This window comes from Kineococcus radiotolerans SRS30216 = ATCC BAA-149 (genome assembly GCF_000017305.1).
Lineage (GTDB): Bacteria > Actinomycetota > Actinomycetes > Actinomycetales > Kineococcaceae > Kineococcus > Kineococcus radiotolerans.
Genome location: NC_009664.2, coordinates 535282 through 554681, shown reverse-complemented (window position 1 = coordinate 554681; position 19400 = coordinate 535282). Strand labels below are relative to the sequence as shown.

Here is a 19400-nt window from a genome sequence, read left to right as displayed (position 1 = left end):
GCTTCGGCCAGGGGCTCGAGGACGTGGACAACGCGCAGATGACCCGCGGGATCGGGGCGGCCACCGGCACCGCGGCCACCGGGACCGTCGCCTCCGCCGGCGCCTTCGGGATCCCCGGCGCGGGTTCGGCGACCGCGGTCGAGGGAACCTCCGGCACCGACTTCGCGTCGCTGCTCTCCGGAGGGCTGGACAAGCTGCAGGGCATGCAGTCCCGGTCGGACGACCTGGCGGTGAAGGCCGCCACCGGTGACCTCACCAACGTTCACGACTACATGATCGCCAGCAACGAGGCCCAGCTGGCCACCCAGCTCACCACCGCCATCCGCAACAAGGCGGTCGACGCCTTCAACGAGATCATGAGGATGCAGGTCTGATGGCCAAGGCCAAGGGAAGCGCGGCGATCGTCGAGAACGCCAAGAACTTCGTCTCCGGATTCCGGACCTTCTCGACCGGCCAGAAGGCGGTCGTCATCGCGGTCGTCGTCGCCCTCCTCGGCGGCGCCGTCCTCTTCTCCCGGTGGGCGTCCACCCCGTCGTACACCCCGATGTTCTCGAACCTCTCGGGCGCCGACGCCAACGCCATGGTGGAGAAGCTCGACGCGGACGGCGTGCCCTACCAGCTCGCCGACAACGGCGCCACGATCCTGGTGCCGGCCGACGTGGTCGACAGCGAGCGGCTGGCGATGTCGGGTGCGGGCCTGCCCGCCGACACCGGCTCCGGCTACACCCTGCTCACCGAGCAGAAGGTGACCACCTCGGAGTTCATGCAGCAGAAGACCTACCAGAAGGTCCTGCAGGGTGAGCTGGAGAGCACCATCGAGTCGATCGACGGTGTCGAGTCGGCCGTGGTCAACCTGGCCATCCCGCAGAAGGACGTCTTCCTCGACGAGCAGGACCCGACCACCGCGTCGGTCCTGGTCAAGCTGCGCCCGGGCAAGGAGCTGTCCAACGACCAGGTGACCTCCATCGTCAACCTCGTCTCCGGCGGCGTCGAGGGCATGGACCCCGCGAACGTCTCGGTGGTCGACGACAAGGGCAACACCCTCTCCACCGACGGGTCCGGCTCCTCCGCCCAGCAGGAGAAGACCAGCGACTACAACGCCTCGGCCAGCGCCGACCTGCAGACCTTCCTCGAGAGCGTCTACGGCAAGGGCAACGTCAAGGCGACGGTCAAGGCGACCCTCAACTACGACGACAAGACCGAGTCCTCCACGACCTACAGCCAGCCGCAGGAGATCGACCCCCTGGCCGAGGCCAAGACCGAGGAGACCTACGAGGGCACCACCGGCGCCGCCGCGACCGGTGTCCTGGGCCCCGACAACATCGCCGTGCCCGGTGGCGACGCCGAGAACGGCGGCGGCTACGCCAAGAAGTCCGAGACCAACAACAACGCGATCAACAAGATCGACACGGTCACCAAGCAGGCCCCGGGCAAGCTGGAGAAGCAGACGGTCTCCGTCGTCGTCAACGCCGGCGCGAAGGGCGCCGCCGGGGCCGCCGACGTCAACCAGATCACCCAGATCGTCAACCAGGCCGCGGGCATCGACGCCACCCGCGGGGACAGCGTCTCGGTCGTCAAGACCGCCTTCGACGACACCGCCGCGGCCGAGGCCGCCGCCGCGCTCGCCGCGGCCGACGAGGCCGACCAGCAGACCACCCTCATCGGCTACGCCAAGACCGCCGCCCTGGGCCTGCTCGTCCTGATCATGCTGGTCGTCATCCTGGTCGCCTTCCGCCGCCGCAAGGTGGAGACGGTCGACGTCCTGGACGTCGAGCCGCTGCAGCTGGGCGACATCACCGGCCTGGACGAGGAGCTCAAGGAAATCGCTCCGGTGGTCGAAAGGCCGGTGGCGCTCGAAGCAGCACCGGTGGACCCGGCCCTGGAGGCCGCGGCCGCCCGCCGCACCGAGGTCGTCGAACTCGTCTCCCGCCAGCCCGAGGAAGTCGCGGAACTGCTCCGCGGCTGGCTCGCCGATCGGAGGTCCTGACCCGTGGTGTCCACCGAGCTCGAGGTCGCGCCCATGAGCGGCGCCCAGAAGGCCGCCGTCCTGCTCATGCAGGTCGGTCAGGAGAACGCCGCCAAGGTGCTCTCCCACCTGCGCCCCGCCGAGATCGAGGAGCTGACCGCGGAGATCCTGCGGCTGCGCTCGGTCTCCCCGGAGATCGCCGGCATCGTCCTGGAGGAGTTCCACGGGATGATCGCCTCGCCGTTGCGCGGCGGGCTCGGTGGCCTGGACTTCGCCCAGTCCCTCCTCGAGGGCGCCCTGGGCGCCGAGGGGGCCGCGGAGGTCCTCGGCCGGGTCGCCGAGGCGGCCATCGTGCAGCCGTTCCAGTTCCTGCACCAGGCCGACCCCCAGCAGATCCTCACCTTCCTCACCGGCGAGCACCCCCAGACCATCGCCCTCGTCGTGGCGCACCTGCGCCCGGACCAGGCCTCGATGATCCTGGGCGGGCTCTCGCCGGACATGCAGGCCGACATCGCGCTGCGCATCGCCACCATGGAGGCGACCAGCTCCGAGTACGTCCGCCTCGTCGAGGACGTCGTCCAGCGCCGCACCTCCACGGTGCTGCAGGCCAAGACGAACACCGCCGTCGGCGGCGTCCAGCCCCTGGTCGACATCATCAACCGCGCCGACCGCGGCACCGAGCGCTCCATCCTCGAGGGCCTGGCGACCAAGAACTCCGCCTTGGCCGAGGAGATCCGCGCGCTCATGTTCGTCTTCGAGGACATCACCACCCTCGACGACCGCGCCATCCAGCTCGTCCTGCGCGGGGTGGAGACCGCCGACCTGGCCACCGCCCTCAAGGGCGTCACCGACACGGTGCGCGACAAGATCCTCAAGAACGTCTCCGAGCGCGCCCGGGAGAACCTCATCGACGAGATCGAGCTGCTCGGCCCGGTCCGCATGTCCGCGGTCGAGGAGTCGCAGCAGAAGGTCGTCGCGATCATCCGCCAGCTCGAGGAGTCCGGCCAGATCGTGCTGACCCGCGGCGGTGACGATGACTTCGTGGCGTGACGCGTCCCGTCCCGCGACCTCGTCGCGGGCGTTCACCCCGGCCGACACCCGGCCGGGGACCCGTGAGCCCCGGGTGTTCGTCGCGGTCCCGGCCGCGACGAGCACCTCCCCCCGGGGCTTCGTCGGTCTCGACCTCACCGGCCGCGACGACTCCGAGGCGCTGCAGCGGGTCCGCGAGTCCGCCCGCACCGAGGGCTACGCCGCGGGCTGGGCGGCGGGCATGCGCCAGGCCGCGGAGAAGGCCGCGGCCGAGCTGGAGCGGCAGCGCGAGGCCGCCGAGACCGCGGCCCGGCTGGACCGCGAGGAGCGGCGCGCGGCCCGCAACCGGGCCGAGGAGGCCCTCTTCACCGCCGGGGAGGCGCTGCGCGCCGAGCGCGAACCCGGCATCGGGGCCCTGGCCGACACCGTCCTGGAGCTCGCCCTGGAGCTCGCCGGCGCCGTCCTGGACCGCGAGGTCACCCTCGCCGGCTCCCCGGTGCACGACGCCGTCCAGCGGGCCCTGAGGCCCCTGGACGGGGAGAAGCCGGTCACCGTCCGCGTCAACCCGGCCGACTTGAGCGCCCTGACGGGTGACGCCCTCAAGGGTCGGCACGCTTCGTCCGATGCAGACCTCGTGACCTACCTGCCTGACCCCACCGTCCAACCGGGTGACGCCGTCGCGCGCCAGGGCGACACCGAGGTGGACGCGGGCCTGCGGGCCAGCGTCTCCCGGGCCCTGGAAGCCCTCGTGGGTACCGAAGGGTCGAGCGGAGACCCGGCGTGAGCGCCCAGCTCGTCTCCCACCGCCTGGCGGCCGGCGTGCGCGAGATCCTCGCGCCGCAGGTCGCCCGGGCCGTCGAGGCGGCCCGTCCCGAGGTCCGCGGGCGGGTCTCCGGCATCGTCGGCCTCTCCGTGGAGGTCTCCGGCCTGGAGGCCGCGGTGGGGGAGACCGTCCGCCTCGGCGACGAGCGGTACTCCATCCCCGCCGAGGTCGTCGCCGCGGAGGGGTCGCGCCTGCGCTGCCTGCCGCTGGGTCACCTCACCGGCCTGGCCGCCGGCGCCCCCGCCGTGGCGGTCCGGCGCCCCTCCGACGTCCCCGTCGGCCCCGCGCTGCTGGGCCGCGTCGTCGACGCGCTGGGCAACCCCCTCGACGGGGGCCCGCCCCTGCACACCGCCCCCCGCGGCCCCCTGCACGCCACCCCGCCCCCGGCCATGACCCGCGGGCGCGTCGACGCCCCCCTCAGCCTCGGCGTGCGGGCCCTGGACACCCTGGTCCCCGCCGGGCGCGGGCAGCGCTTCGGCATCTTCGCCGGCTCCGGCGTCGGCAAGTCCTCCCTGCTGTCGATGATCGCCCGGGGCACCTCCGCCGACGTGTCGGTGCTGGCCCTGGTCGGCGAGCGCGGGCGGGAGGTCCGCGAGTTCCTCGAGGACGACCTCGGCCCCGAGGGCCTGGCCCGCTCCGTCGTCGTCATCGCCACCTCCGACGAGGCCCCCGTGCTGCGCCTGCGCGCCTCGCTGACGGCGACCACCGTCGCGGAGTCCTTCCGCGACATGGGCGCCGACTGCGTCCTCATGATGGACTCCCTCACCCGCGTCGCCATGGCCCAGCGCGAGATCGGCCTGTCCGTGGGCGAACCCCCCGCCACCCGCGGCTACCCGCCGAGCGTCTTCGCGCTCATGCCGCGGCTGCTGGAACGGGCCGGGCCCGGGGTCACCGGCTCCATCACCGGGATCTACACCGTCCTCGTCGACGGCGACGACCACAACGAGCCCATCGCCGACAACGCGCGCTCCATCCTCGACGGCCACGTCGTCCTGGACCGCCGCCTGGCCACGGCCGGGCACTTCCCGACCATCGACGTCCTGGAGTCGGTCTCCCGCGTCGCCGGCCGCGTCACCACGCCCGAGCAGAAGAGCGCCGCCACGGCGCTGCGCCGGGTCATGGCCGCCCACCGCGACGCCAAGGAGCTCATCGACGTCGGCGCCTACCAGCCCGGCGCCAACCCCGAGGTCGACGCCGCGGTGGCCCAGCTGCCCGCGATCAACGCCTTCCTGCGCCAGGACATCCACGACATCACCCCCGCCCCGCAGGCCTGGGCGCAGCTGCAGCAACTGGTCTCGACCTTCGGAGGTGTGCGGTGAGCGCGGCCAAGACGACCAAGGCGATCCTGGCGCTGCTGAAGCTGCGCAAGGTGCAGCAGGAGCAGATCAAGGTCGACGTCGCCGCGGCCAACGCGGTGCTGCGCAACGAGCAGAGGCGCGCCGCCCGCGTCCGCCACGAGCTCGGCGAGGCGCACCTGTCCGACGAGACCATGGCGGCGTGGACCGCGGGCGTGGCCCGCCGTGCCGCGCTGGTCGCCGACCTGGACAACACCCGGGCGCTCGTCGCCCGCGCCGAGGCCGACCTCGGTCACAAGCAGGCCGCCTGGGCCCGCGCCCGCCGCGCCGAGCGTTCCCTCGAACGCATCGTCGAGCGCCACGAGATCGCCCAGGAGCAGGCCGCGCTGCTCGCCGACCAGAACGCCCTCGACGACCGCACCGTCGCCGAGTTCGCCGCCAAGGCCCGTCGCCGGGCCCAGCTGGAGGGGGGCACCCCGTGAGCATCGCCGAGATCCAGTCCCGCATCGCCGACATCGAGTCCCGCATCGCGCAGCTGTCCGGGACGCTGCCGGTGCGCACCCTCGCGCGCACCGCCGCGACCACGTCCACGGCGCCGGCCACGGCCACGGCCACGGCCGGGGTCGGCTCCGAGGGCTTCGCGGACCTGCTGTCCACCAGCGGTTCCGCCACCCCCGCCGCGACGGCGGGGCTGGTCGGGCGCGGGATGCGGACCCTCAGCTCCAGCTCGGCGGGGGAGCAGCTGCTCTCCGTCGCCAAGCAGTACACCGGCGTCCCCTACAAGTGGGGCGGGACGACCCCGGCCGGCTTCGACTGCTCCGGGCTGATCCAGTACGCCGGGAAGCAGGTCGGCCTGACGCTGCCGCGCACCGCGGCCCAGCAGGCCACGGTCGGCACCGCCGTGCCCGGCCTCGCCCAGGCCAGGCCCGGCGACCTTGTGGTCCTGGAGAACGGGCACCACATCGGGATCTACGTCGGCGACGGCAAGATGCTGCACGCGCCGAAGACGGGTGACGTCGTGAAGATCTCCAAGGTCTGGGAGACCCCCATGACCATCCGCCGCCTCGGCGCCGCCGCGGCCACCACCGCCGCCGGCGCCGGCGTCGCCGCGGCCCTGCTCACCGGGGTGGGGGCGACCTCCGCGGCCGACACCTCCAGCTACGTCCGCCCCGCCTCGCTGTCCTCCGCCTCGTCGGCCTCCGCGAAGTCCGCCCCCTACGAGGCCGCCTTCAGCGCCGCGGAGCAGAAGCACGGGCTGCCCGCCGGGCTGCTGAGGGCCGTGGCCAAGCAGGAGTCCGGGTTCAACCCGAACGCCAAGAGCCCCGCCGGGGCGACCGGGCTCATGCAGTTCATGCCCGCCACCGCCCGCAGCCTCGGGATCGACCCCCGCGACCCGATGGCCTCCATCGACGCCGCCGGCAAGTACCTCTCGCAGAACCTGAAGACCTTCGGCTCGGTGCCGCTGGCCCTGGCCGCCTACAACGCCGGGCCCGGCAACGTCCGCAAGCACGGCGGCATCCCGCCCTTCGCCGAGACCCAGAACTACGTCAAGAAGATCACCGCCGACCTCGGGAGTGCCGCGTGAGCGCCAACCTGTCTACGACGTCGCTGACGACGCTGCCCTTCCCGACCCCGGCCGCGCGGGAGCCCGGACGCTCCTCCACGGGGTCCGACAGCGGGTCGGCCTTCGCCGACTCCTTCGGGCAGGCCGTGCAGGACCTGCGCACCACCGCGCGGGACCAGCGCGACGCCCGGGACGCACGGGACCAGCGCGACGCCCGGGACGCACGGGACCAGCGGGACGCCCGGGACGACGTCGCGCGCGCCGGGACCCCGGCCCGCGGCGAGGACCCCCGCCCCGAGCGCCCCGCGGAGACCCGCCCCGAGCGCCCCGAGCCCGCGCACCGGCCCGCCGTGCGCACCAAGCGCGACCCCGCCCGCGTCGAGGACGCCGCGGCCACCGAGGCCACCGGCCCCGCGGCCCACCGCGGCGACGCCGTCCGCGGCACCGACGAGACCGCCGGCGGGACCCCCGACGAAGCGGCCGACGCCGCGGCTCCCGCGGGTCCCGCCCTCCCGGTGGACCCCTCGCTGCTCGGGCTGCCCGCCGCGCTGCGCGCCGCGCTGACCCCCAGGACCGAGACCCCGGCCCCGGCGACCGCGCCGGCCGCGGGTGTCGTGGGTGTCGAGGGCGTCCCGGCGGTCGCGACCGCGGTCCCCGCCGCCGTGCCCGCCCCGGGTGCGGGGGAGACCGCCACCGTGCCCGTACCGGCCGTCCCGGCCGCCCCGGTCCCGGGGGCCCAGCCCGCGCCCGCCGCAGTCGCCCCGGCCGCCCCGGCCCCCGTCGCCGCTCCCGCCACGCCGGGCGCCTCCACCGCGCCCATCGCCCCGGCCGTGGCGGCCCCGGCTGCGCCCACCGCCCCGGCCGCCCCGGCCGAGGCGACGCTCGCCGGCGCCGCGCTCACCTCCACCCCCGCCGCCCCCGCCGCGTCGTCCGCCTCCCCGGTGGCCGTGCAGACCGCGCTCACGGGCCTGCCGCAGCACGTCATCAAGAACGCCGTGCTCACCGACCAGACCGCCCCGGCCACGGCCGCGGGGCAGGCGGTCACCTCCGTCGCGCCGCAGCCGGCCGGCGCGGGAACGCCCGTCCCCGCCGTCCCGGTGCCCTCGAACACCGCTGCGCCGCAGGGCCAGCCGGTCCCGGTCGAGGCTCCCGCCCCGTCGGGCGCCCCTGCCGTGACCGCCGCCCCGGCGGGGCAGTCCGGCACCGGCGGCCAGGCCGGCCAGCAGGGCCAGCCCGGCCAGCAGGGCCAGCCCGGCCAGCAGGGTCAGCCCGGCCCGGTGGCCTCGCCGGTGGCGCCGGCCGCGCCGCGCACCGCCGCGGGGGAGTTCCCCGTGCCGCAGCAGCCGGTGGCCCCGGTCGCCGGCCCGACCGCGTCGCCCACGGCCGCCGTTCCCCAGGCCGCGCTGAAGGCGCCGGTCCAGGTCGTCGACCCGACCCCCACCGCGGTGCCCACGACCGCCCCGGCCGTGACGGGCACCGCGGTCACCGGCAGCCCGGCCGTCGCGACCACCTCGACCCCGCCCGCGCCGCTGCCGCTGACCAACCCGGCCGCCTTCGCCCAGGGCGTCGCGGCCCGCTTGGACGACCTGCCCGCGGCCGACGCGGTGCACCGGATGACCGTGGAGGTCACCCCGGAGGGGCTCGGCACGGTCAAGGTCACCGCCGAGGTCACCGGGGGAGCGCTGCACGTCTCCCTCGCCGGGGCCTCCGAGGCCGCCCGCCACGCCCTGAAGGCCGCGGTGGGCGACCTGCAGCGGGAGCTGTCCGGCTCCGGCTTCACCCAGACCACCGTCGACGTGAGCACCGGTTCCGGCTCCCAGCAGCGCCAGTCCGCCGACGCCCAGTTCGGCGCGGGTCAGCAGGGCTCCTCCGCCGGGTCCCAGGGCCGGCAGCCCGGCCCCGGCTACGGCCAGGGCTCGCGCGCGTCGCTGTTCGCCACCGACGAGCGCCGCAGCGCGGCCCGCACCGCGGCCGCGGCCGCCGACGGGCGCCTCGACCTCAGCATCTGAAGCCCGCCCGCCCGAGACCACCTGCCTGGGCGCCGAAGGTGCCCGTTCGGGTTAAAGCCCCTCACCCGTTCGACCGAAGGAGTAGGCATGACAGTTGATGCGGCCGGCGGCGCGAACCCGTACGCCGGGCTCATGGCCAACTCGGACCTGATCACGCAGACCAACGCGGCCAAGAACGCGAACAAGACGGACACCTCCGCCTCGGCTGCGGTCGCCAAGACCAAGACCGACAAGGACACGTTCCTCAAGCTCCTGGTGGCGCAGCTGAAGTACCAGGACCCGTCCAAGCCGGCCGACACCACCCAGTTCATGGCCCAGACCGCGCAGTTCTCCGCGCTGGAGACCATGCAGGAGGTGGCGGCCAGCAGCGGGTCCATGCTGGCGGCGCAGAACAAGCTGCAGGCCAGCACCCTCATCGGTCAGATCGTCTCCTACACCGGCGAGGACGGCACCGCGAAGAGCGGCGTCGTGAAGTCCGCGTCCTTCACCCAGGGCTCGGCCGGCGGTACCAACGGCGAGCCCGTCCTCAACGTGGACGGCACCAGCGTCGTCCTGTCCAGGGTCTCGGGGATCGGTGAGGCTGCGGCCACGACCACCCCATCGAAGTCGGCCTGATCCTCCTCCAGTCCATCCCAGTTCCCCGTCAGCCCCTCGAAAGGTCTGAAGCATGCTCCGCTCCATGTTCTCCGGTGTCAGCGGTCTCCGTTCCCACCAGACGATGATGGACGTCGTCGGCAACAACATCGCCAACGTCAACACCGCCGGCTTCAAGAGCTCCAGCGTCGTCTTCGCCGACACGTTGTCTCAGCTCACCAAGGCCGCCGGTGCTCCCACCGATGCTGCGGCCGGTACCAACCCGGCCCAGGTCGGCCTCGGCGTCCGCGTCAACGCGATCACCCAGAACATGACGCAGGGCTCGGCGCAGGCGACGGGCAAGTCCACCGACCTCATGCTGCAGGGCGACGGCATGTTCGCCATCCAGCAGGGCGACGGCACCTTCTACTCGCGCAACGGCTCGTTCACGCTCGACGCCAACGGCTCTGTCGTGACCAACGACGGGGGTTACGTCATGGGCTGGAAGGCCGACGCGGCGGGGGCGGTGAACACCAACGGGCAGATCGGCAAGCTCGTCATTCCCTCCGACACTGTAATGCCGGCGGTGGCCACGACTGAGGCGAAGTTCAAGGGCAACATCGACCGGACGTTCAAGACACCGACCGCTTTGCCTGCTGCTGACCAGTATGTCACTGGGAGCTCCCCTGGAGATGGCGTGATCAAGGGAACAGCGGTCACGAGCTCATTCTCCTCGTATGACGACCAGGGAATTGCGACCAAGGTTTTCGTCACCTTCACCAACGATGTGAACTACACCGCCGCGACGGCGGCAAGCACCGACGCAAATGGTGTGGTCACGCCAGCGAAGGCGGCCGTCTACGAGCCCACCAACGTCTGGCACGTCAAGGCGGTGGACTCGAACGGCAAGGAGGTCGTACTCAAGAAGGCGGATGGAACCACTGCCGAGACCGTTGAGTTCGATCCGGACGGTGCGGCGAAGGGTACCAACAGCATGGTGGCGACCGTGGAGGGCGCTGGAACGAAGGCTGACTCGACGGTTTCTTTGGACCTTACTGGTTTGACGAGCTATGTCGGCACCACCGGTACCAGCAACGTCAACCCTGTCGCTGACGGCGCCCCGATCGGCACTTTGACCGGTTTCTCCTTCGGGACTGACGGGGTCATCACCGGCAACTACTCCAACGGCTACAAGCAGACGTTGGGTCAGATCGCGATCGCTTCTTTCAACAACTCTGCTGGTCTGCGCAAGGAGGGTAACTCCCTCTACAGCGTCTCGACGAACTCCGGGCAGCCCGTCTTCGGCATCGCCGGTTCCGCCGGCCGCGGCTCGATCCTCGCCGGCTCGCTGGAGATGTCCAACGTCGACCTCTCCGCCGAGTTCACCAACCTGATCCTCGCCCAGCGCGGGTTCCAGGCGAACTCGAAGGTCATCACCTCCTCGGACGAGCTGCTGCAGGACCTGGTCAACCTCAAGCGCTGACCCTGATCCCGGCCCCGCTCAAGCGGGTCCGGGGACGTGCCGAACACCCCTCTGGAGCAACGCTCCAGGGGGGTGTTCTCGTTGCGCAGAGTGAACAACCGCAGGGCATTAGCACGAACGGGTGTACCGCGCAACCCTCTCTCAGGTCCCCTCGCCGTGCGCCGATGGACTGGACGTAGCAGCCCACGGACGGGCACCCCACTCCACCCCAAGGACGGACCCCACGTGATCCTCGTGACTCGCCTCAACGGGTCGGTGTTCGCCGTGAACCCCGATCTGATCCAGCGCGTCGACTCGACCCCCGACACGGTCATCACCCTCGTCGACGGCGCCAAGTTCGTCGTCACCGAGCCGCTGGCCGAGATCATCGAGCGGGTCATGGCGTTCCGCGCGCGGGTCGTCGCCACCGCGCACTCCCTGGAGGAGTCCGGCCCCGGCGCCGACGTCCTGGAGCTGCCGCACCACACCACCGAACCGACCACCCCCAGCGACACGGACGGCGAGCTGCCTGCCCCGGTCCCGCTGCACCGCAGGAGGCCCTGAGCCATGGACTTCGCATTCATCGGCGGTCTCGTCGTCACCGTCGCCGCCGTCCTCTGGACGCAGAACCACGAGGGTGGTTCGCTCACGGACATCCTGCTCGTCGGCCCCCTGGTCCTGGTGATCATCGGGACCATCGGCGTTGGCGTCATGGGTGGCACCCTCAAGGACGCCGCCGGGACCATCAAGCAGGTCAAGAAGGCGTTCCTGGGCAAGCCGAAGAACGCCGGCGAGACCGTCGGCACCATCGTCAAGATGGCCGAGCGCGCCCGCCGCGAGGGCCTGCTGGCCCTCGAGGACGCCATCAAGGAGGTCGACGACGAGTTCCTCCGCAACGGCCTGCAGACCGCGATCGACGGCACCGACCCCGACGAGCTCTACGAGATCCTCACCGCCCAGATCCAGGCCAAGAAGGCCGCGGACAAGCAGGGCGCGAAGATCTTCGGCGACATGGGCGGCTACGCCCCCAGCGTCGGCATCTGCGGCACCGTCATCTCCCTCACCGTCGTGCTCGCGAACCTCTCCGACGCCGCCGCGCTCGGCCCGATGATCGCCGGCGCGTTCGTCGCGACCTTCTGGGGCGTCGCCAGCGCGAACATCCTCTACCTGCCGATGCAGAGCCGCCTGACCCGCCTGTCCGCGCTGGAGACCGCGCAGATGGAACTGGTCGTCGAGGGCATCCTCGCCATCCAGGCCGGCTCCAACCCCCGCTCGGTCGCCAAGAAGCTGGAGAGCCTGCTGCCCCCGGGCACCACGGTCCCGGACGCGAAGGCGGCCTGATGTCGGCAGCGCACAAGCGGCGCCACAAGCACGAGGAGCACGAGGAGCACGCCAACCACGAACGCTGGCTGGTGGCCTACGCCGACATGCTGACGGTCCTCATGGCGCTGTTCATCGTCCTCTTCGCCCTCAGCCAGATCGACCAGCTGAAGTTCGCCCAGTTCAAGGACGGCCTCACCAAGGGCACCAGCAGCAGCAACCAGGCCGTCTCGGGCAGCGCCGGGATCCTGGAGGCCACCAACGGCGACATGCCCATCGACATCACGCCCAACTCCACGGGCCAGCCGTTGCAGCAGAGCGTGTCCACCGAGGTGCGGAAGATCCTCCAGGCCGCGCAGACCGCGCAGACCCAGGAGGACCTCAAGGCCGCCCAGGAGGAGGTGCAGGACTACCGCGAGATCGCCAAGCAGATCGACGCGGCCCTCACCGCCAAGGGCGACCAGGACCAGGTGACCTACCGGATCACCTCCGACGGCCTCGTCGTCGGGCTGGTCGCGGACAACGTCTTCTTCGCCAACGCCTCCGCCGAGGTCGAGGAGAAGGGCCGCGAGGTGCTCGACGTCATCGCGCCGATCCTGGCGCAGCTGCCCAACGACATCGCCGTGCAGGGGCACACGAACTCGCTCTCGCTGAGCGCGACCACCCGCTACCGGGACAACTGGGACCTCTCGGCCGCCCGCGCCATGACGGTCGTGCAGCGCTTCACCGCCGCCGGCATCCCCGGCAACCACCTCTCGGGCACCGGCTACGCCGACAGCCGCCCGCTCTACCCGAACGAGGACCCCAAGGCGCTGACGGGCAACCGCCGCGTCGACCTGGTCGTCGCCTCGCCGAGCTCGGACGCGGTCAAGGCCCTCCTGCCCGAGGTCGCCGCCGGCATCCCCACCGGGGACGGCCCGGCGGAGCTCACTGGCACCAGCGGCACCAGCGGTTCCTCGACCACCACCAGCACCGTGAGCACCACCGACGTCGCCATCGACGTCGCCGCCGGCATCGCGCCGGACCTCGCGACCGACGTCGCCCACTGACCACCTGACGACCCCGAAACGGAGTTCCCATGGCCAAGAAGGACAAGACGGCGGGCGACGGCGAGGCCAAGCCCGGCGGCGCGAAGAAGCTCATCGTCATCGGCGCGGCCGCGGCCGTGCTGCTGGCCGGCGGCACCGGCGCCGGCGTCTTCATGCTCACCAAGGGCGACACGGCCGCGGCGGCCGAGGCCACCCCGACGCCCACCCTCACCCCCGGTGACGTCACCGCGCTGGACCCGATCAGCGTGAACCTCGCCGACGGGCACTACCTCAAGATCGGCGTCGGCCTGCAGGCCGTCGCCGCCGCCGACGCCGGCGGGCACGGGGGCGGCAGCACCGCCCTGGACGGCAGCAAGGCCTACGACTTGATCATCTCCGAGTTCTCCAACCTGTCGATGGCCGACCTGGCCAACGCCGAGCAGCGCAACCACCACAAGGACCTGCTGCAGGAGAAGATCATCCACGCCTACATGACCCACGACGAGGAGGGCGAGGAGACCCAGGGGGTCATGGGCATCTACCTCACGTCCTTCGTGATGCAGTGACCCGACCCGACCCGGCGCCACCCGGCGCCACCGGCTCCGCCTGACCGGACCTGGTCCGACCCGGGCCCCCGTGCGACGACGCGCGGGGGCCTTCGTCGTCCCCGCGCAGCGCCCCCCGGCCCCCGCGCAGCCCCGCGCAGCCCGCGCCCGGACCCGGCGGACTTGAGGGCCGGGCGCCCGGTAACACCCGTTCGGGCTCGCGCTAAAGGGTGACGGCCGTTCGTGCCGATAGGGGAGCGTGGCAGCCGAGACCCCCAGCACCGCAGAGCGGACAGGCACCCGTCGCTCCCGGCGACGCGGTGTTCCCGTCCCGTACGACTTCCGACGGCCGACCAAGCTGTCCCGTCAGCACGCCCGCGTGCTCGAGATCACCTACGAGGGCTTCTGCCGGCAGTGGGCGACGCTGCTGTCCTCCACCCTGCGCACCACGGTGCAGGTGGAGCTCGACGGCATCCAGCAGTACAGCTACGACGAGTACGCCGCGTCGCTGCCGATGCCGACGGTCATGGCCGTCTTCGACCCCGAACCGCTGGTCGGGGCGGCCGTCCTGCACATGGACATGGCCTTCGTGCTCTCCTGCATCGAGCGGATGCTCGGCGGGACCGGGCACAACGCCCAGCCCGAGCGGCAGCTGACCGACATCGAGGCCGTCCTGGCCCGCGGCATGGTCGAGCGGACCCTGGTCGAGCTGGCCTCCTCGCTGGTCACGGTCACCGACCTCAAGCCGAAGCTGACCGCGATCGACCAGAACCCCGCCTTCGCGCAGGCCGCGGCCGCCACGGACGTGATGATCGTGTCCTCCTTCCACCTGGAGGTCGACGGGGTGGCCGGCACCGCGACCCTGGCGATGCCGCTGGACCCGCTGTCGACGGCGCTGACCGCGGCCGAGCTGCGGGTGGCCAGCCCCGAGGAGCTGCGGATCCGGCGCCTCATGCGCGACCGCCTCGACGACCACCTCGAGCACATCCCCGTCGAGGTCTCGGTGCGGATGAAGGCGGCGCAGATGCGCCCCGACGAGATCCTCGGTCTCGTCCCCGGCGACGTGCTGCGCCTGCCGCACCGCGCCGACGAACCCCTGGAGGTCGTGTCCTCCGACGCCCACGTCGCCTCCGCCGTGGCCGGTAGCCGCGGCGCGAAGCTCGCCTGCCTGATCGTCCCGACCCCCGAGGAGAACGCACGATGAGCACCGCCACCCACGCCGACCTCATGTCCACGCTGCGCGAGGCCGCTCAGGCTGCGCTCGCCGTCCTCCCGCTGTCCGCGCCGGGCACCATCTCCACCGTCCTCGCGGTCGCCCAGGCCCCCGACCTCGGCGACGAGGGCATCGCGGTCTCGGCGAACTTCGCCGGCGCCGCCAACGGGCGGGTCACCGTCGTGGTCGGCGAGGAGACCCTCAACACCCTCCTCATGAGCCCCGAGGGCGCCCTGGACCCCGTCGACGCCCTGCGCCCGGCGCTGGAGACCGTCGTGCACGCCCTGGGTCAGTGCACCCTGGAGGCCGGGGTCGAGGGCGACCCGGCGCAGGCGCTGTCCCAGATCGCCGACGGGGCCGTCGCCGTCATCGACGCCGGCGGGGAGACCCTGGCCCTCATCGGCCTCACCCTCACCGCCCAGCCGGACACCACCCCGGCCCCGATGCCGTCCTTCGCCCCGGCCGGCACCCCCGCCCCGGCCGGCCCGCGCCGCACGATGGACCTGCTGCGCGACGTGCAGATGGACGTCACCGTCGAGCTCGGCCGCACGAGCATGACCGTGCAGGACCTGCTGGCCCTGACCCCCGGCTCGGTCGTGGAGCTCGACCGCGCCGCGGGCAGCCCCGCCGACGTCCTGGTCAACGGCCAGCTCATCGCCCGCGGCGAGGTCGTCGTCGTCGACGAGGACTACGCCATCCGCATCACCGAGATCGTCACCCCGGAGGCCGGCGCCTGATGGACGCCGTCGCCGCGATCGCCCGCACGAGCATCTCGCTGGTCGCGGTGCTCGGCCTCCTCTACCTGATCTCCCGCTGGCTGCGCCGCCGTCAGGGCGTCGTGGCCGGCGGGGCCGGCTTCGCCGTCCTGGCCAAGCAGAGCCTGGGCGCCAAGGCCGCCGTGGCGCTCGTCCAGGTCGGCGACAAGGCCCTGGTCGTCGGGGTCTCCGACGCCGGGGTGAGCCTGCTCGGCGAGACCGACGTCGCCTCGGTCCTGGGCCCGGCCGCGGCCGCGGTCAAGGGATCGGCCGCACCTGCCGAGGAGGAGGGCGTCACCGCCCCCGCGGCGGACGACGACACGGACCCCGCCGAGGGCGTCACCCCCCAGCCCGCGGCCGGCGAGCGGTACGTGCGCAGGGACGGGGAGACCATCGCGGTGAAGTCCGCGCGCCACGCCTCCTCGGGCGTCGCCGGCTCGGCCCTGTCGCCGGCCACCTGGACCAAGGCAGTCGACGTGCTGCGTGAGAGGACGACCCGCAGGTGAAGAACTCCCGTGCTCGCACCCTGGTCGCGGCGCTGGTGCTGTCCGGCGGACTGATCGCCGGAGGTGCCGCGACCGCGCAGGCCGCCGCCCCGGCCACCGTCTCCGCCGCCGCCCCCGTCGCGTACACGACGGGCGTGAGCGCGGGCGCCGTCGCCCCCGCCGACCCGGTCGCCCCGCAGGCCCCGGCCGCCCCCGGCTCGGTGTCGCTGGACATCAACGGCGTCGACGGCAAGCCCAGCCAGTCCATCACCGTCATCATCGCCCTGACGATCCTGTCGGTGGCCCCCGCGCTGCTGCTGCTGACGACCTGCTTCACCAAGATCCTCATCGTCCTGGGCCTGACGCGCAACGCGCTCGGCCTGCAGGGCACCCCGCCCAACCAGGTCCTCGCCGGCCTGGCGCTGTTCCTCACGATGTTCGTGATGGCCCCCACCTTCGGCGCGATCAACGACACCGCGGTCCAGCCCTACCTCAAGGGCGAGAAGACCGCCACGGTCGCCTTCACCGACGGCAGCCAGCCGTTGAAGGAGTTCATGCTGAAGCAGACCCGGCCCGAGGAACTGGCCCTGATGACGAAGGCCGCCAAGCGCGACCTCCCCGCCACCCGCGAGGAGACCCCGCTGACGACCCTGGTGCCCGCCTTCGCCCTCTCCGAGCTGCGCAGCGCCTTCATCATCGGCTTCGTGATCTTCATCCCGTTCCTGGTGATCGACATCGTCGTCTCAGGGGCCCTGATGAGCCTGGGCATGATGATGCTGCCCCCGGTCACGGTGTCCCTGCCCTTCAAGCTGCTGCTGTTCGTCATGATCGACGGCTGGGGACTGATCATCAAGGCCCTGGTGAGCTCCTACACGGGCTGAACCACGCACGGCGCCCGCGAGGGGCGCAGGCCGGGGTGGGTCCGGCGGATGTCCGGAGTGAGCGCCCGAGGGCCGTCGCGAGACGCGTGGCCGGGTGGCGCGAACGGAGTATCCGCCGGGCCCGCCCCGTCCTGCGTCCAGGCGACGACCAGCCGCGGAACCCCGCCCGGGCCGGGTTCAAGAACCTCACCCGATCGGCCGAGAACTACGCCAGAAGCGTGAACACCCCTGCGAACGGAAGGCACCGCGATGACCGACGTGACCGTCATCCACATCGGGATGACCGCTCTCGTCCTCGCCGCCAAGCTCAGCGCCCCCATGCTCCTGACGGCGCTGGCCGTCGGCTTCGGCATCTCGCTGTTCCAGTCCGTCACCCAGCTGCAGGAGCAGACGATCGCCTTCGTCCCCAAGGCCGTGGCCGTCGGCATCGCGATCGTGGTGTGCGGCAAGTGGATGCTGCACGAGCTCACGGGCTTCACGTCCACCCTGTACGGGCAGATCCCCTCCCTGCTGACCCACGGCGGCTGAGCCGGTGGAAGGGCTCCCCGCCGTCCCGCTCGACCTGCTGGTGGCCGTCCTGCTGGCCTCGGTCCGCTCGGCGGCGTTCCTGATGCTGGCCCCGCCGTTCGCCAACAAGGCCGTCAACGGGCAGGTCAAGGCCCTGCTGTCGGTGGGGCTGGGACTGGCGGTGGCCGAGCGCCTGCGCGACTCCGTGCCGGCCGTCGAACCCGGCGCCCTCATCACCGCCGTCGTCCAGCAGGCCGTCGTGGGGGCGGTCATGGGGGCCTTCGTCGCTCTCGTCTTCGCCGCCGTCCAGGCCGCGGGGGACATGCTCGACCTGTTCGGCGGTTTCCAGATGGCCTCGGCCTACGACCCGCTCATGCAGTCCCAGACCGCGGTCTTCGGCAAGCTCTACACCTGGACCAGCACCGCGCTGCTCGTCGTCTCCGGCGGGCACCTGCTGATCCTGCAGGGCTTCCTGCGCAGCTACGACGTCCTGCCGCTGGACGCCGGCCTCGACACCGGCACCGTGGCCCGCGTCTTCACCGAGGGCGTGGCGCAGCTGGTCATCTCGGCCGTGCAGATCGCCGCGCCGCTCATCGCGGTCCTCTTCCTCACCGACATCGGCCTGGGTCTGCTCTCCCGCGTGGCGCCGGCCCTGAACGTCTTCGCCATGAGCTTCCCCGTCAAGATCCTCATCACCCTCACCCTGGCCGGGTTCGCGTTCTCGATGCTGCCCGGGGTCGTGGACGACATGGCCGGCACCGCCCGCGAGACCGTGGTGCGCCTGGTCACCCCCGGTCCCCCCGACACCGGCGGCGCGGCCGCCCCCGCGGGCGGGGGTGAGGGCCGGTGAGCGGTGAGAAGACCGAGAAGCCGACTCCGAAGAAGCTCAAGGAGGCCCGCGACGAGGGGAACATCCCCTTCTCCCGCGACGTCGCGGCGTGGCTGTCCACCGGGGCGGGGGCCGTGACGATCCCGCACACCATCGAGTCCGGTCAGGTGCTGCTGCGCAAGGCGTTCGCCGGGGTCGGCGCGGTCGCGGCCGATCCCGAACCCGCGCGCGCCCTGGCCGCCCTGGCCGCCACCTTCGCCGGGATCCCCGGCGTCCTGGGCCCGCTGGCCGCGGCCACCGTCTTCGCCGTCGTGGTCTCCGGCGGCGTCCAGGGCACCCTGCGCCCGGCGCCGAAGAAGCTGAAGCCGAAGTTCAGCAACCTCAACCCCGTCAACGGCTTCAAGCAGCACTGGGGTCCGCAGGCCCTGTGGGAGGGCACGAAGTCGCTGCTGAAGACCGTCGTCATCGGGACGGTCATGTGGCTGGTGGTGAAGAACCTCGTCCCGCAGTTCGTCGGCAGCGGCCTCATGCCGCTGGCCTCGGTGCTCACCCTCACCAAGGGGGCGGTGGTGAAGATCGTCGCCGTCACCGTCCTCCTCGGCCTGATCATCGCCGCCGGCGACTACGCCATGAGCTACCGCCGCACGATGAAGAAGCTGCGGATGAGCAAGCAGGACATCAAGATGGAGCACAAGAACGCCGAGGGCGACCCGCTGCTCAAGGGCGCCATCCGCTCCAAGCAGATGGCCATGTCGCGCAACCGGATGATGTCCGACGTCGCCTCCGCCGACGTCGTCCTGGTCAACCCCACCCACATCGCGGTGGCCCTGCGCTACGAACCCGGCACCGGGGCGCCCAAGGTCGTGGCCAAGGGCGCCGGCGCCATCGCCAGCAAGATCCGCGAGAAGGCCAAGGAGAACGACGTCCCCCTGGTCAAGGACGTCCAGTTGGCCCGCACCATGTACAAGAGCTGCAAGATCGGCCAGGAGATCCCGCCGGAGTTCTTCGCTGCCGTGGCCAAGGTCCTCGCCTTCGTCATGAACCTGCGCAGCCGCGGGTCGCTGACCGCCTTCGGCGACGCCCACACCGTCCCCGCCTGAGCCGTGCCGCGCGAAG

Annotated in this window: 21 protein-coding genes; all 21 read left to right on the top strand. The window is 72.3% G+C overall.

Annotation, left to right across the window (positions count from 1 at the left end; genetic code table 11):
- Positions 1 to 38: 38 nt before the first annotated feature.
- The 21 genes from fliE to KRAD_RS02705 all read left to right on the top strand — a co-directional run bounded on the left by fliE (position 39) and on the right by KRAD_RS02705 (position 19384).
- On the top strand, positions 39 to 374 hold the full coding sequence (gene fliE / locus KRAD_RS02805; protein WP_041292570.1) for a flagellar hook-basal body complex protein FliE: 336 nt from the start codon (positions 39 to 41) through the stop codon (positions 372 to 374).
- The gene (gene fliF / locus KRAD_RS02800) at positions 374 to 1987 is read left to right on the top strand and encodes a flagellar basal-body MS-ring/collar protein FliF (RefSeq protein ID WP_011981725.1); all 1614 of its coding nucleotides are present in this window, start codon (positions 374 to 376) and stop codon (positions 1985 to 1987) included. The genes fliE and fliF overlap by 1 nt, the downstream gene beginning before the upstream one ends.
- A gap of 33 nt (positions 1988 to 2020) precedes the next feature.
- Positions 2021 to 3016 (top strand): flagellar motor switch protein FliG, encoded by a 996-nt coding sequence (gene fliG / locus KRAD_RS02795; protein WP_083782198.1) that lies wholly within the window; start codon positions 2021 to 2023, stop codon positions 3014 to 3016.
- Complete coding sequence (locus tag KRAD_RS02790; protein ID WP_011981723.1) at positions 3000 to 3779, top strand: FliH/SctL family protein; 780 nt, start codon at positions 3000 to 3002, stop codon at positions 3777 to 3779. The genes fliG and KRAD_RS02790 overlap by 17 nt, the downstream gene beginning before the upstream one ends.
- Positions 3780 to 3814: 35 nt before the next feature.
- Positions 3815 to 5137: a FliI/YscN family ATPase gene (locus tag KRAD_RS02785; protein ID WP_041292567.1), complete on the top strand. Its 1323-nt coding sequence runs from the start codon at positions 3815 to 3817 to the stop codon at positions 5135 to 5137.
- On the top strand, positions 5134 to 5595 hold the full coding sequence (locus KRAD_RS23895; RefSeq protein ID WP_011981721.1) for a hypothetical protein: 462 nt from the start codon (positions 5134 to 5136) through the stop codon (positions 5593 to 5595). The genes KRAD_RS02785 and KRAD_RS23895 overlap by 4 nt, the downstream gene beginning before the upstream one ends.
- Positions 5592 to 6698, top strand: a complete 1107-nt coding sequence (locus tag KRAD_RS02775) for a transglycosylase SLT domain-containing protein (RefSeq protein ID WP_011981720.1) — start codon at positions 5592 to 5594, stop codon at positions 6696 to 6698. Before KRAD_RS23895 ends, KRAD_RS02775 begins: the two co-directional genes overlap by 4 nt.
- A complete protein-coding gene (locus tag KRAD_RS02770) occupies positions 6695 to 8686 on the top strand; it encodes a flagellar hook-length control protein FliK (RefSeq protein WP_011981719.1) in 1992 nt (663 codons plus the stop codon). Before KRAD_RS02775 ends, KRAD_RS02770 begins: the two co-directional genes overlap by 4 nt.
- Before the next feature lie 87 nt (positions 8687 to 8773).
- Positions 8774 to 9301, top strand: coding sequence for a flagellar hook capping FlgD N-terminal domain-containing protein (locus KRAD_RS02765; RefSeq protein WP_011981718.1), 528 nt, complete (start codon positions 8774 to 8776; stop codon positions 9299 to 9301).
- A 64-nt stretch (positions 9302 to 9365) separates the two neighbouring features.
- Positions 9366 to 10742, top strand: coding sequence for a flagellar hook protein FlgE (locus KRAD_RS02760; RefSeq protein ID WP_203417481.1), 1377 nt, complete (start codon positions 9366 to 9368; stop codon positions 10740 to 10742).
- Positions 10743 to 10967: 225 nt separating this feature from the next.
- Positions 10968 to 11285 carry a flagellar FlbD family protein gene (locus KRAD_RS02755; protein WP_011981716.1) on the top strand — a complete coding sequence of 106 codons (318 nt, stop codon included), beginning with the start codon at positions 10968 to 10970 and terminating at the stop codon, positions 11283 to 11285.
- A gap of 3 nt (positions 11286 to 11288) precedes the next feature.
- A complete protein-coding gene (locus tag KRAD_RS02750) occupies positions 11289 to 12062 on the top strand; it encodes a motility protein A (RefSeq protein WP_011981715.1) in 774 nt (257 codons plus the stop codon).
- Complete coding sequence (locus KRAD_RS02745) at positions 12062 to 13090, top strand: OmpA/MotB family protein (protein WP_011981714.1); 1029 nt, start codon at positions 12062 to 12064, stop codon at positions 13088 to 13090. Before KRAD_RS02750 ends, KRAD_RS02745 begins: the two co-directional genes overlap by 1 nt.
- A 29-nt stretch (positions 13091 to 13119) precedes the next feature.
- Entirely contained in the window at positions 13120 to 13635 is a 516-nt protein-coding gene (locus tag KRAD_RS02740; RefSeq protein ID WP_011981713.1) for a flagellar basal body-associated FliL family protein, read from the top strand.
- Positions 13636 to 13873: 238 nt separating this feature from the next.
- Positions 13874 to 14818, top strand: a complete 945-nt coding sequence (locus tag KRAD_RS02735; protein WP_011981712.1) for a flagellar motor switch protein FliM — start codon at positions 13874 to 13876, stop codon at positions 14816 to 14818.
- Complete coding sequence (gene fliN / locus KRAD_RS02730; protein WP_011981711.1) at positions 14815 to 15564, top strand: flagellar motor switch protein FliN; 750 nt, start codon at positions 14815 to 14817, stop codon at positions 15562 to 15564. The genes KRAD_RS02735 and fliN overlap by 4 nt, the downstream gene beginning before the upstream one ends.
- A complete protein-coding gene (locus KRAD_RS23890; RefSeq protein ID WP_011981710.1) occupies positions 15564 to 16088 on the top strand; it encodes a FliO/MopB family protein in 525 nt (174 codons plus the stop codon). Before fliN ends, KRAD_RS23890 begins: the two co-directional genes overlap by 1 nt.
- Entirely contained in the window at positions 16085 to 16948 is an 864-nt protein-coding gene (fliP, locus tag KRAD_RS02720; protein WP_011981709.1) for a flagellar type III secretion system pore protein FliP, read from the top strand. Before KRAD_RS23890 ends, fliP begins: the two co-directional genes overlap by 4 nt.
- A gap of 249 nt (positions 16949 to 17197) precedes the next feature.
- The gene (locus KRAD_RS02715) at positions 17198 to 17476 is read left to right on the top strand and encodes a flagellar biosynthetic protein FliQ (protein ID WP_011981708.1); all 279 of its coding nucleotides are present in this window, start codon (positions 17198 to 17200) and stop codon (positions 17474 to 17476) included.
- A 4-nt stretch (positions 17477 to 17480) separates the two neighbouring features.
- A complete protein-coding gene (locus KRAD_RS02710) occupies positions 17481 to 18305 on the top strand; it encodes a flagellar biosynthetic protein FliR (protein ID WP_011981707.1) in 825 nt (274 codons plus the stop codon).
- A complete protein-coding gene (locus KRAD_RS02705; RefSeq protein ID WP_011981706.1) occupies positions 18302 to 19384 on the top strand; it encodes an EscU/YscU/HrcU family type III secretion system export apparatus switch protein in 1083 nt (360 codons plus the stop codon). Before KRAD_RS02710 ends, KRAD_RS02705 begins: the two co-directional genes overlap by 4 nt.
- The last annotated feature ends 16 nt before the right edge of the window (positions 19385 to 19400 follow it).